This is a genomic window from Citricoccus sp. K5 (assembly GCF_902506195.1).
GTDB lineage: Bacteria > Actinomycetota > Actinomycetes > Actinomycetales > Micrococcaceae > Citricoccus.
Map to the genome: position 1 here is coordinate 1,699,625 of NZ_LR732817.1, position 12,662 is coordinate 1,712,286.

Consider the following 12,662-nt stretch of genomic DNA (forward strand, 5'->3'; position numbering starts at 1 on the left):
GCGGACTACCGTGCCGGCGAGGTGGCTGGACCGGATGACAGCGACCGCACGGGCCAGCCCGCGCGTTCCAGCGCAACGCCCGCTGCCCCCACCCATCCGGACCGATTGCCCAGGTGCGCGACCGAGACCGATGGCAGAGGACGGCGTCGTCCTCCGGGAAGGTGCCGGGCCAGCTCCTCTCGCGCCGGCCCGAGCAGCAACTCCCCTGCGGCGGCCACACCGCCGCCGATGACGAACCGCCCCGGATCCAGGACGGCTGCCAGCGTGGCCAGACCGCGGCCGAGCCAACGGCCGGTGACGGCCACGGCGTCGCGGCAGACCGCGTCTCCGTCCAGGGCGTCGTCGATGGTGGCCCGCGCCGAGGTCCGCCCCGCACGGGCCGCCAGGGCGTCCGCGGAGACCAACAGCTCCCAGCACCCGGAATTTCCACAGGGGCACGGCGGGCCGGCCGGGTCCATGGTCATATGCCCGAACTCACCGGCCATGCCGTGCTGGCCGATGTCCACGGCGCCATCCCGGACCAGCGCACCACCGATCCCGGTGCCGATCGCCACCAGGACCATGCGGTCCGGGCCCGCGGCAGACGGCACCAAGCGGGCCTCGGCCCAGGCCGCCGCGTCGGCGTCATTGATCACCGAAGGCACCGGGACCGTCCCCGGTACGTGACCGCTCGGCCCTCCGGGTGCCAGGGGGAGCCCGGTGAGGTCGGACAGCGCCCGGGAGAGGTCCTGCGGCAGGGCGCGGTCACGCCATCCGCCCAGGTGCGGGCTGAACACCGAATGACCGCTGTGCGGATCTATCCAGGCCGCGGCGGACAAGCCCCAAACGACGGGGAGGCCGGGCCAGCGGGAGCGGAGTCGGCCGTACTGGTCCCGGGCTATGGCGGCACACAGGTCGGACAAGGCGTCTCCGTCAGATTCGACCTGGTGTTCGATCCGGAATTCGGCGGCCTCGATCGCGGAGCCCTGGCCACCCGGCAGGACCGTCCCGGTCACGTCCGTCCCGGTCAGGGTCCCGTCAACGGTCAGCACCACCGTTCCAGCCTTCACGGCGCCCCCGCCCACGTCCAGGCCGATGGCAGCGGCGACCGGAACACTGCCAGCCCGAGCCACGTCACCCACGTCCAGATCCCCTTCGGTCCTCAGCCTGATCCCCCGGTCTCCCGGTGTTCCCGCCCCAGCCAGTGCTCCGGGTACACCGACACGGTACGGCCTCGCACCAAAAGTTACCGACGGGTAGTATCATTACGATTGTGGTACAGGCCACACCGGTGTCGGCCTTGTCCTGTAAGGTCAAAAGTCCCGGGCACCCCCGCCCGGACCGGTCGGCACCGAAGAGCGCCACATCGACACACAGCGGCACCGCCAAGCACCAGGAGCGCACGTTGAAGGAATACATTACCCCTCCCACGGTCCAGGTCCCCCAGGAGACGAACATCACCGATCTCCTCGAACAACAGGTCCTGGCTGATCCCCATCGTCCGCTGTTCGCCCGTCAGGCCGCACCGGGCCAGTGGACCGATGTCAGTTCCTCCGCCTTCCATGAGGATGTCCGCACCTTAGCCCGTGGTCTGGCCGCCGCCGGGCTCGAGGCCGGGGACCGGATCGGGATCATGTCCCCCACGCGCTACGAGTGGACCCTCGTGGACTTCGCCATCTGGTACGCCGGGGCGGTGACGGTCCCCATCTACGAGACCTCCTCCCCCAGCCAGGTGGCCTGGATCGTCTCGGATGCCAACGTGCGTGCCGTCATCTGCGAGACGGCCCGCCACCGCACGGTGGTGGAGACGGCCATCCGTCAGGAACAGCTCGATCCCCTGGTGGACAGCTGGCTGATCGAGGCTGACGGACTGGACGAATTGCGCTCCCTGGCGGCCCGGGGACCGGACGAGGACGTCATGGAGTCTCGCCGCACCGCCGCCGACCTCCCCGATCTGGCCACCATCATCTACACCTCGGGCACCACCGGGAAGCCCAAGGGCTGTGAACTCACCCACGGCAACTTCGCCGAGCTCAGCCTGCAGGCGCTCGGGACGGACCTGGCCGGGATCGTCAATCCCCGCTCCAGCACCGTCATGTTCATCCCCCTGGCGCACGTCTTCGCCCGGTTCATCTCCGTGCTGGCGCTGGCCGCTGGCGCCAAGGTGGGGCACACCTCGGACATCAAACAGCTGGTGCCGGACCTGCAGTCCTTCAAGCCGACCTTCCTGTTGGCCGTCCCCCGCGTCTTCGAGAAGGTGTACAACTCGGCCCAGCTGAAGGCGGAGACGGGCGGCAAGGGAAAGATCTTCGCTGCCGGGGCACAGACCGCCATCGACTATTCGAAGGCCCTGTCCGACGGCAAGGTCCCCCTCGTGCTCCGCGCGAAGCACGCGCTCTTCGGCAAACTGCTGTACGGCAAGATCCGTGATGCCATGGGCGGGCAGGTCGCGCATGCCGTGTCCGGTGGCGGCCCCCTCGGCGCTCGTCTGGGCCACTTCTTTCGCGGCATCGGCGTCAACATCATGGAGGGTTACGGCCTGACCGAGACCACCGCGCCGGTCACCGTGAACGTGCCCAGCGCGGTGAGGATCGGCACGGTGGGCAAGCCCCTGCCGGGCAACGGTGTCCGCATCGCCGACGACGGCGAGATCCTCGCCCAGGGCGTCTGCCTGATGCGCGCTTACCACAACCGGCCGGATGTCACCGAGAAGGAGATTGTGGACGGCTGGTTCCACACCGGGGACATCGGTTCACTGGACGATGACGGCTACCTGACGATCACCGGCCGCAAGAAGGAGATCATCGTCACGGCCTCCGGCAAGAACGTGGTGCCGGCCGTCCTGGAGGACCAAGTCCGTGCGGACGCCCTCGTCTCGCAGTGCGTGGTGGTCGGCGACAACCGCCCGTTCGTGGCGGCGCTGGTGACCCTGGACGCGGAGATCCTGCCGGGTTGGCTCCAACAGCACGGGATCGCGGCAGACACTCCGGTGGAGGAACTGGCCACGCATCCGGTGGTGGTGGAGCATGTGCAGTCCGTGGTGGACAAGTCCAACCAGTCGGTGTCCCAGGCGGAGTCCATCCGAGCCTTCCGCATCGCCCCGGTGGACTTCTCCATCGAGTCCGGCCAGCTGACCCCATCACTGAAGATCAAGCGCAACGTGGTGCTGAAGGATTTCGACGGCCTGGTCGAGGAGATCTACTCGGCGCCCAAACCCGCGTAGGGCCTACACGATTCCGCTGTCCGGAACCTCCAGGCCCAGTAACGCGTTCTCCACGACCTCACTCAGGGCCGGGTGGATCCAGTACTGGCCGCGGGCCAGGGTATGGGCATCCACGCCGAAACTCATGGCCTGCACGAGCAGCTGGATGAGGTTCGGGGCCTCATGGCCGATGAGGTGTGCCCCGATCAGCTGCCCGCTCTGGCGGTCGGCGATGAGCTTGCACAGGCCGGTGGTGTCCTCCATGGCCCAGCCATAGGCGACGTCTCCATACTCCTGCACCTTGACGCTGATGCGCTCACGTCCGTATTCGGCCACCGCCTGGGCCTCGGTCAGCCCGGCTGATCCGATCTGCGGCCTCGTGAACACGGCGGAGGGAACAGGGCCGAGCGTATTGGCCCGCAGGTCGTCCGGATGTTCCAGGTTGTGGGAGACGATCCGCTGATCGTGGTTGGCCACGTGCTTGAGCTGGTGCTCACTGGAGATGTCCCCCAGCGCCCACAGCCCCGGAACCGGCGCTCCGCCAGAGAGCAGCCGTTGGTACTCGTCCACCACCAGCCGGCCGTCGCCGTGCACGTCAAGGCCGGCGGAGGCCGGGTCCAGCCGGTCGGTGTTCGGCGTCCGCCCCTGGGCCACGAGGACCGCCTCGGCGTCGATCACCATCGTGGCGCCCTCCGGCCCCACGAGATGAACCGCCACCCACCCGGACTCCGCCTCCTCGATCCGGGACAGGGTCCATCCGGTCTCGAGCCGCCATTGCCGGGAGGCCAGCTCGGTGAACCGCTCCGAGATCGTCTCGTCATGGGTGCGCAGCAACTGCGAGGACCTGTTGACCTGGACCACCGAGGAGCCGAGGCCGGAGAAGATCGCCGCGAACTCGGCGGCGATGAACCCTCCGCCGAGCACCACCAGCGTCTCGGGCAGTTTCGACAGCCGCATGATCGAATCCGAGGTGTGCACCTGTGGCAGGTCGATGCCCGGGACGTCCGGCCGCACCGGCCGTGATCCCGCGGCCACCACGATGGTCTCCGATTCCAGGACCCGCCCACTCGCCGTCGTCAGCTGGTGGGTGCCGGTGAACCGGCTCTCCTCGGTGATGACGGTGGTGTGTTCGAGTTCCTGGTCGCGGTACCGGAAGCCTCCCGCAGAGATCGCGTCGATCCGGGAGAAGATGCGGTCCCGGATTCCGGCCCAGTCCGTCGAGCCGAGCTCCAGGTCCACGCCCAGCCGTCCTGACTCTGCTGGGACGGCCGCCAAGGAGGCCGGGTACGCGAACATCTTCGTGGGGATGCAGCCGACGTTGAGGCAGGTGCCACCGAAGTCCCCGGCATCGATGATCGCCACCCGCCGGTCGTCCCAGTAGGGGGTGACCAGCGAGTTGCCGGAGCCGGAGCCGATGATGATCAGGTCAAACGATGAGATGGTGTCGGTGCCCATGGTCCCAGCCTACGGTCCACGGGCACCGTCCCCGGCCTGATCTCGCCCGGCGTCGCCGGTGTCAGCCCACGACGAGGAGCAGGTCGCCACCCTCCACCGGGGTGGTCCCGCTCAGCACCACGCGGGACACGGTCCCGCCAGCCTGGGCCGTGATGGCCGCCTCCATCTTCATGGCCTCGATGGTGGCTACGGTGGCGCCGGCCTCCACCGCATCGCCCTCGGCGACGTTGACTGTCACGACTCCGGCGAACGGTGCGGCGACATGACCGGTGGCCGCGGGGTCCGCCTTCTCGGCGGCACGGGCCGTCGATTCCACGGAGCGGTCCCGGACCGTGATCTGGCGCGCCTGCCCGTTCAGGGTCACCATGACGGGCCGCAGACCCTTGGCATCGGGCTCGCCGATCGCCTGCAGCGTGGCCAGCAGGCGGACGCCCTTGCCCAGGGAGATGACGTGCTCCTGCCCCGTCACCATCCCGTAGAGCCAATCGCGGGTGTGGAGTACCGAAGTGTCTCCGAACTCGTCCCGGTTGGCCTCGAACTCCTGCGTGGGGCCCGGGAACAGGAGCCGGTTGAGCGTCGCCTGGCGTGGGGCGCCGGGCTCGGCCAACGACGCGCGGTCCTCAGCTGAGAGCTCGGCCTCCGGACGGCGCTGGCCCCGGTTCTGCAGGGCCCGGCTGCGGAACGGTTCGGGCCAGCCTCCGGGAGGGTCGCCCAGCTCACCGGACAGGAAACCGATCACGGAGTCGGGAACGTCGAAGTCCTGCGGGTTCTCGGCGAAGGCCGCGGGGTCCACGTCCATTCCGACCAGCTGGAGGGCGAGGTCGCCGACCACCTTGGAGCTGGGGGTGACCTTGACGATGTTCCCCAGCATCGCGTTGGCCGCCTCGTACATCTTCTCGATCTGCTCGAAACGGTCCCCCAGGCCCAGGGCGATCGCCTGCTGGCGCAGGTTGGAGAGCTGACCGCCGGGGATCTCGTGGCGGTACACGCGTCCGGTGGGTGCCGAGAGCCCGGATTCGAAGGGCCGGTAGATCTCCCGGATCGTCTCCCAGTACGGCTCGAGTCCCGCGGCGTGGTCCAGTCCCAGTCCGGTGTCCCGCTCCCCGTGCTCCAGTGCGGCGACGAGGGCTGACATCGGTACCTGGCTGGTGGTGCCGGCCATGGAGGCCACGGCGGTGTCCACGGCGTCGACTCCGGCCTCGGCCGCGGCCAACAGGGTCGCCAGTTGGCCACCCGCGGTGTCATGCGTGTGCAGGTGCACCGGAAGGTCGAACTCGCTGCGCAGGGCGCCGACCAGTTCCTTGGCGGCCTGGGGTCGCAGCAGTCCGGCCATGTCCTTGATGGCCAGGACGTGCGCGCCGGCGTCCACCATCTGCCGGGCGAGCCCCAGGTAGTAGTCGAGCGTGTACAGCTCCTCGGCCGGATCCAGCAGGTTGCCCGTGTAGCACAGGGCCGCCTCCGCGACGGCGGTCCCGGTGGCCCGGACCGCCTCGATGGCGGGCGCGATCTGGCCGACGTCGTTCAGGGCGTCGAAGATGCGGAAGATGTCCACGCCGGTGTCCGCCGCCTCCTGCACGAAGGCGTTGGTCACCTCGACCGGGTACGGGGTGTATCCCACCGTGTTGCGGCCGCGCAGCAGCATCTGCAGCGGGATGTTCGGCAGCTCCTCCCGCAGCAGCCGCAGCCGGGCCCACGGGTCCTCGGCCAGGAAGCGCAGCGCGACGTCATAGGTGGCCCCGCCCCAGGCCTCGACGGAGAGCAGCCCCGGCAGGGTGTGGGCGACGGCCGGCGCGGCAGCCAGCAAGTCCCGCGTACGGACCCTGGTGGCCAGCAGCGACTGGTGGGCATCGCGGAAGGTGGTGTCCGTGACGGCCAGTTCGGTGCGGGAACGCAGCTCCGCGGCGAAGCCCTCCGGCCCCTGCTCCAACAGCACCTGCCGCCATCCGGCCGGTGGCTGGCTGGACGACGGGCCGTCAAAGGGGCTGCGGTCAGGCTCCTCGGACTTGTCCCCGGGGAAGTGCGGCAGCTTGTCCCGGGGATCGATCCCGTCCACCCGTGGTCCGTGCGGCTGGTTCACGGTGACGTCGGCCAGGTACTGCAGGGCCTTGGAACCGCGGTTCTGGCTGCGGTTCACCTGGGCCAGCTCGGGGTGTGCGTCGATGAAGTCGGTGGCCACGTCCCCGGCCACGAAGGTCGGGTCGTCCAGCACGTTCATCAGGAAGGGGATGTTGGTGGCGACCCCGCGCACACGGAACTCGGCCAGGGCGCGCCGGGTGCGGCGCACCGCCGTCGGGTAGTCGCGGCCGCGGCAGCTGAGCTTGACGAGCATCGAGTCGAAGTGCGGACTGATCTCGGCTCCGGTGTAGATGGTGCCGCCGTCCAGCCGGACACCGGAACCGCCGGCCGAGCGGTAGGCGGTGATGGTGCCGGTGTCCGGACGGAAGCCGTTCGACGGGTCCTCGGTGGTGATACGGCACTGCATCGCGGCCCCACGGATCCGCAGGTCCTCCTGGTGGATGCCGAGTTCCTCCAGACTGTGCCCCGCCGCGATCCGCAGCTGGGAGGCCACGAGGTCCACGTCCGTGATCTCCTCGGTGACCGTGTGCTCCACCTGGATACGGGGATTCATCTCGATGAACACGTGCTGCCCGGCCCGCTCACCGGCGGTGTCCACAAGGAACTCGACCGTGCCGGCGTTGACGTAGTCCATGGCCCGGGCGAACTTCACCGCGTCGGCATACAGCGCCTGCCGGATGGACTCGTCCAGATTGGGGGCCGGCGCGATCTCGATGACCTTCTGGTGGCGCCGCTGCATGGAACAGTCACGTTCGAAGAGGTGGACCGTCTCCCCCGTCGCGTCGGCCAGCACCTGCACCTCGATGTGCCGGGGCCGCAGAACGGCCTGCTCCAGGAACATCGTGGGATCACCGAAGGCCGTCTCGGCCTCGCGCATGGCCGCGTTCAGGGCGTCCGGCAGGTCTGCCGGGGTCTCGACCCGGCGCATGCCACGGCCGCCGCCGCCGGCAACGGCCTTGACGAAGATCGGGAAGCCGATGTCCTCGGCCTGGGAGACGAGCCAGTCCACGTCCGAACTCGGCTCCGAGGACTTCAGCGTCGGGATCCCGGCGGCCTTGGCCGCTCGCAGGGCCTCGACCTTGTTGCCCGTCAGCTCGAGGACGTCGGCCGGTGGACCGACGAAGGCGATGCCTGCCTCCTCGCAGGCGCGGGCCAGCCCGGCGTTCTCGGAGAGGAATCCATAGCCGGGGTAGATGGCGTCACAGCCCGATTCCGTGGCCACCCGGATGATCTCGTCCACATCCAGGTAGGCGCGGATCGGGTGGCCTTCCTCACCGATGCGGTAGGCCTCGTCCGCCTTCTGCCGGTGGATGGAGTTCCGGTCTTCATAGGGGAACACCGCCACCGTGCGGGCGCCCAGCTCGTAGCAGGCGCGGAAGGCGCGCACGGCAATCTCGCCGCGGTTGGCCACCAGCACTTTGGTGAACATGCCATCGGTCGTCCTAGGGGACATGGGACCTCCTCGGTGGCCGGCGGATCCGCCGGCCGACGTCATCGCGCTGGTCGCGCTTGGGTGAACCACCTCGTTGTGGTTCACATCACGCGACAGTTTCGCACACGCCGGAGCCCAGCCCCTATGACGCCCGTCACACGGGGACCGGCACTAGACTAGAGGCTGGCGCTTCGGCCTTTCGTCGGTCAAGGTCCCACTTCGCCTACCGTGCCCCACCACAGTCAGGATTCTCACGCCGTGCAGATCATCTCCATATCCAGCCTCAAGGGCGGGGTCGGCAAGACCTCGGTCACCCTCGGACTGGCCTCCGCGGCGCGGGCGCAGGGCATTCCCACCTTGGTGGTGGACATGGACCCCCATGCCGATGCCACCACGGGGCTCGGCGTCAAGCAGGGCCAGGACATCCAGGGCAGAGACGACATCGGCACCCTGCTGGACCGTCCCCGGCGAGTGAGCCTGGCCGACCACGTCATCGCCTCCGGCTGGCCCGACCTCACGGCTGGGGCTGCCGAGACCGGCATCCCGGGCGGGACCAAGGTCCTCGACGTGGTGCGCGGCTCCTCCCGTACGTCCCTCTTCGAGCGACCCACCACCCGGTTGCGCGAACTTCGGCGGCTGAGCACCCTGCTGGAGTCCGTGACCAAGTACGCCTTGGTGCTGATCGACTGCCCGCCTGCCCTGAACGGCGTCACTCGCATGGCCTGGGCAGCCTCCACGGACGTACTGCTGGTGGCCGAGCCCAGCCTGTTCTCCGTCGCCGGCACGGAGCGGACCCTGCGGGCCCTCGATCTGTTCCGGAAGGAATATGCCCAGGGCGTCCATACGACCGGGGTGGTGGCCAACCGCGTGCGCCCGGCCAGCACGGAGCACCAGTTCCGCCTGGGTGAGATGGAGCGCATGTATGGCGACCGCCTGCTCCCGGTCGCCATCCCCGAACAGGGCAATTGGCAGCAGATCCAGGGCGCCGCCTGGCCGGTGCACGCCTGGCCCGGGGAAACGGCGGCTCAGTCGGCCGAGCTCTTCGAGGAGCTGCTCTCCGCGCTGCACCGGCCACAGGGCCGCCGCAGTCAACGCCGGCACTGAAGCAGCAGTGGCCGGGTCCACGGCTGAAACCGCATGGAGCCATCGTCGGACCGGCACGGAATGACCAACAGGACCCGTGCACGACGACGGCCCCGCACCTCTCCGGGAGAGGTGCGGGGCCGTCGTCGATCCCCTCCTATACGGGAAGAGGACCTGAGCGTCGCCCTGGGGATCAGGAGGCGGACTTGCGGCGCGTGCGCCGCTGGGACAGTTCGTCACCGGGGAATTCTTCGGGCACACCCGCATGCAGCCGTTCGGACGGCAGCTCGGCCAATGAGCCCTCGACCTCGCGCCACACGCGTCCGACGGCGATGCCGAACACGCCCTGGCCGCCCTGGACCAGGTCGATCACCTCATCGGCAGACATGCACTCGTAGACCGAGGCGCCGTCGCTCATGAGGGTGATCTGTGCCAGGTCGTCCACGCCGCGCTCACGCAGGTGTTCCACGGCCGAGCGGATCTGCTGCAGGGAGACCCCGGTGTCCAGCAGGCGCTTGACGACCTTCAGCACGAGGATGTCCCGGAACGAATAGAGCCGCTGGGTGCCAGATCCGCTGGCGCCCCGAACGGTGGGGACCACCAGGCCGGTGCGTGCCCAGTAGTCGAGCTGACGGTAGGTGATGCCGGCGGCCTTGCACGCGGTCGGACCGCGATAGCCGGCGCCCTCGTCAAGGACGGGTAGGTCTTCGGTGAAAAGCATGCCCTGCGCAGGGGTGCGCGGGGGTGACTCGTGATGCGGATCCGGGGACTGCCCGGCCTCGCCCTTCGGACTCACTGGAACCCTCCTGGTCATGGCTCCACACTGGGGAAGGAAGTGCCCGGCGGTCCGGATCGGCGATCGGTTCCGGGCATCGACCCGGCACCGAACCACCAATCGGTGCGATTGGACCGATGGGCAATGTGGAACCTCTGAACATGACGCTATGCCCGGATGGGTCCACGGTCAAAGACCTCGTGCATTCTTCCCCGTGCGTGTCGCCATCCCGCCGGTCGCCAGGCACGGGCTGCCGGGCCTCCGGCCACGCTCGGCGACCGCACGAATCCGGGGCGGATCCGACGATCAGGACTGGCTGGAGCCGCCGTCGGCGAAGTCCTCGGGGTCCACGTTGTCCAGGAATTCCCGGAACCGGTTGAGTTCCGCATCACGCTCCGCGGCGCCGGTGACCCCGGTGACGGCCTCATCCACCCCGTCTTCGGAATCCTCGGAGTCCTCGTCCACGTCTTCGGCCTGCTCGGGGTCCACGCCGGCAGCCTCCAGCACCTCGGCGGCGCAGAGCACCGGCGCCTCGGCACGCAGCGCGCAAGCGATGGCGTCCGACGCGCGGGCGTCCACTCGCGCGCCGTTGTCCAAGATCAGCTCGGCATGGAAGACGGCATCCTCAACCGATCCGATGCGCACCGATTCCAGGGCGGTGCCCGTGGCTGAGAGGACCTCGATCAACAGGTCGTGAGTCATGGGGCGCGGCGGGGTGAGACCCTGCTGCCACAGGGCGATGGCACTGGCCTCCGGTGCCCCGATCCAGATGGGAACAAGGGTGCCCGTGCCGGGATCCTGGAGAAGGACCAAGGGCTGGTTCCCGGGCAGCTCGACTCGCACGCCCAGCACCGTCATCTCGACATCCGGCAGGCTCATGCGCGCGCCCTCACGTGTCCAGGTCGGCCACGGCTGCCGCCACGAGGGCACTGTGCAGCCCCAGGCAGGCCTCGCTCAGTTCCCGCGCGGCGTCCGCCATCCGAGCGTTGGCGGCGGCGTCCTTGCGCGTGGCCAATGAGGCCGTGGCCCGTTCGATGAGGCCGAGCTCGCGATCGGCCGCAGCCCGGAAGGGACGGAGATGGCGCGGCTCCAGTCCATGGGCGGCCAGTACGACGGCGGACCGCGTCGCCTTGAGGGCGTGCTCGGAGTAGCGCCCGTTCTCATCCGGAGACACCATGCCGAACTGCTCCAGGGAATCCAGCAGCTGCGTGGTGGCCCCGGAGATCCCCTGTAACTCGGCCCGGGTGAGCGGGCGGGTGTGCCCGGCCAACTCCTGGGCCAGCTGGTCGGACACCGAGCGCGGGGTGAGGGTGAGTCCCCCGGGCAGGGATTCGGGGTGCTCGCCGCGGTCCACGGCATCGAGGTAGTCCTTGATGACCTTCAGGGGGAGGTACTGGTCCCGTTGCAGGGCGAGGATGAAGCGCAGGCGGTCCACGTCGGCATCGGTGTACTTGCGGTAGCCCGCGGAGGTGCGGCGGGGCGTGATGAGCCCCTTCTCCTCGAGGAAGCGGATCTTCGAGGCGCTGACCTGCGGAAAGTCGCCCTTCAGCTCCGCCAGGACCTCACCGATGTTCATGACGGCGCGGTTGCCCCCGGTCGCGGCGGCGGATGCGGCGGAAAGGGGGCGGCGGGAAGCTGCTGCGCTCACGGATGTCCTCGGTCGTTGGTCGAAGTGGCGGTCGTCGTCAGGGCGGGCCGGCCCTCGCAGGCCGGTTGACTCAGACGGCGGGGCGCTGGGTGCCGGCGTAGAACGTGAGCCGGAACTTGCCGATCTGCACTTCCATCCCGGACCGCAGGGCCACGGAATCGACCCGGTCGTGGTTCACATAGGTCCCGTTCAAGGAGCCGGAGTCCACGATGACGAAGCCCTCGCCGGAGCGGCGGAACTCGGCGTGCTTCCGGGACACGGTGACGTCATCGAGGAAGATGTCGGCGTTGGGGTGGCGGCCGGCCATCGTCGAGTCCTGGTCCAGGAGGAACCGTGCACCCTGGTTGGGCCCGGCATGGGCCACCAGCAGTGCCGACCCAACGGGGAGGGCATTGATGGCAGCGCGGTCCTCTGCCTCGAGCGAGCGGTCCGGTGACGATCCCAGATCGGGCAGGCCGATGCTGGTGGTCAGCGCCTCCGGCTCGGTACCCGTGTTCCGGCCGTCCGGTTGCTGGGTCCCGTCCTGTGACATGGCTCCTCCGAGGATGTGTCCGACCGATCGCGGTGAAACCGATGGTCGTGGTGGCTTCGTGACCTGACTAGCCTACCTGCTGGCGGTAACCCTCCGCATCGAGCAGGCCTTCAACCTGTGCGGGGTCCGAGACGGTCATCTCCAGGAGCCAGCCGTCCCCGTACGGATCGGAGTTCACCTTGGCCGGATCCGCGTCCAGGGTTTCATTGCGGGCCGAGACGGTCCCGGAGACCGGTGCGAAGAGGTCACTGACGGACTTGGTGGACTCCACCTCGCCGACCGTGGAATCAGCGGTGATCTCCGCGCCCACCTCGGGCAGGTCGACGTAGACCACGTCACCGAGCGCGTCCTGGGCGAAGTCGGTGATGCCGATGCGGACGACGCCGTCGGCGTCCGGCCCGGAGACCCATTCGTGTTCGGCGCTGTAGCGAAGCCCATCGGGGATATTGCTCATGGTTCCTCCAGATCACAGGTGTGAGG

General features: G+C 69.1%; 10 protein-coding genes. 2 read left to right on the forward strand and 8 right to left on the reverse strand.

The genetic code is table 11. The annotated features are described in order from the left end of the window. Positions 1-5: 5 nt before the first annotated feature. The gene (locus BOSE125_RS07575; protein WP_159551389.1) at positions 6-1,121 is read right to left on the reverse strand and encodes an ROK family protein; all 1,116 of its coding nucleotides are present in this window, start codon (positions 1,119-1,121) and stop codon (positions 6-8) included. Positions 1,122-1,384: 263 nt separating this feature from the next. Between BOSE125_RS07575 and BOSE125_RS07580 the strand changes: the two genes are divergently transcribed. Further along, positions 1,385-3,202 carry a long-chain fatty acid--CoA ligase gene (locus tag BOSE125_RS07580; protein ID WP_159551391.1) on the forward strand — a complete coding sequence of 606 codons (1,818 nt, stop codon included), beginning with the start codon at positions 1,385-1,387 and terminating at the stop codon, positions 3,200-3,202. Between the two features lie 3 nt (positions 3,203-3,205). Here BOSE125_RS07580 and BOSE125_RS07585 read toward each other — a convergent pair whose 3' ends face one another. Both BOSE125_RS07585 and BOSE125_RS07590 read right to left on the reverse strand, forming a co-directional pair. After that, on the reverse strand, positions 3,206-4,636 hold the full coding sequence (locus BOSE125_RS07585; RefSeq protein WP_159551393.1) for a mycothione reductase: 1,431 nt from the start codon (positions 4,634-4,636) through the stop codon (positions 3,206-3,208). Positions 4,637-4,697: 61 nt separating this feature from the next. After that, positions 4,698-8,141, reverse strand: coding sequence for a pyruvate carboxylase (locus BOSE125_RS07590; RefSeq protein WP_159551395.1), 3,444 nt, complete (start codon positions 8,139-8,141; stop codon positions 4,698-4,700). A gap of 261 nt (positions 8,142-8,402) precedes the next feature. Between BOSE125_RS07590 and BOSE125_RS07595 the strand changes: the two genes are divergently transcribed. Further along, complete coding sequence (locus BOSE125_RS07595; protein ID WP_159551397.1) at positions 8,403-9,248, forward strand: ParA family protein; 846 nt, start codon at positions 8,403-8,405, stop codon at positions 9,246-9,248. Between the two features lie 172 nt (positions 9,249-9,420). Here the strand turns inward: BOSE125_RS07595 and BOSE125_RS07600 are convergent, their stop codons facing one another. From BOSE125_RS07600 to gcvH, 5 genes are all read right to left on the reverse strand, one after another. Beyond that, positions 9,421-10,023: a MerR family transcriptional regulator gene (locus tag BOSE125_RS07600; RefSeq protein ID WP_159551399.1), complete on the reverse strand. Its 603-nt coding sequence runs from the start codon at positions 10,021-10,023 to the stop codon at positions 9,421-9,423. A 285-nt stretch (positions 10,024-10,308) separates the two neighbouring features. Next, complete coding sequence (locus tag BOSE125_RS07605; RefSeq protein ID WP_159551401.1) at positions 10,309-10,881, reverse strand: bifunctional nuclease family protein; 573 nt, start codon at positions 10,879-10,881, stop codon at positions 10,309-10,311. 10 nt (positions 10,882-10,891) lie between these two features. Then, the gene (locus BOSE125_RS07610; protein ID WP_159554902.1) at positions 10,892-11,578 is read right to left on the reverse strand and encodes a MerR family transcriptional regulator; all 687 of its coding nucleotides are present in this window, start codon (positions 11,576-11,578) and stop codon (positions 10,892-10,894) included. A 142-nt stretch (positions 11,579-11,720) separates the two neighbouring features. Next, a complete protein-coding gene (locus BOSE125_RS07615) occupies positions 11,721-12,182 on the reverse strand; it encodes an FHA domain-containing protein (RefSeq protein WP_159551403.1) in 462 nt (153 codons plus the stop codon). Between the two features lie 67 nt (positions 12,183-12,249). Continuing rightward, entirely contained in the window at positions 12,250-12,636 is a 387-nt protein-coding gene (gcvH, locus tag BOSE125_RS07620; protein WP_159551405.1) for a glycine cleavage system protein GcvH, read from the reverse strand. Between the last annotated feature and the right edge of the window lie 26 nt (positions 12,637-12,662).

Bases quoted from the DNA above. Each gene is read 5' to 3' on its own strand.
- BOSE125_RS07605 (WP_159551401.1), bottom strand. From the start codon at position 10,881: ATGAGCCTGCCGGATGTCGAGATGACGGTGCTGGGCGTGCGAGTCGAG.
- BOSE125_RS07615 (WP_159551403.1), bottom strand. From the start codon at position 12,182: ATGTCACAGGACGGGACCCAGCAACCGGACGGCCGGAACACGGGTACC.
- BOSE125_RS07590 (WP_159551395.1), bottom strand. From the start codon at position 8,141: ATGTTCACCAAAGTGCTGGTGGCCAACCGCGGCGAGATTGCCGTGCGC.
- gcvH (WP_159551405.1), bottom strand. From the start codon at position 12,636: ATGAGCAATATCCCCGATGGGCTTCGCTACAGCGCCGAACACGAATGG.
- BOSE125_RS07585 (WP_159551393.1), bottom strand. From the start codon at position 4,636: ATGGGCACCGACACCATCTCATCGTTTGACCTGATCATCATCGGCTCC.
- BOSE125_RS07610 (WP_159554902.1), bottom strand. From the start codon at position 11,578: ATGAACATCGGTGAGGTCCTGGCGGAGCTGAAGGGCGACTTTCCGCAG.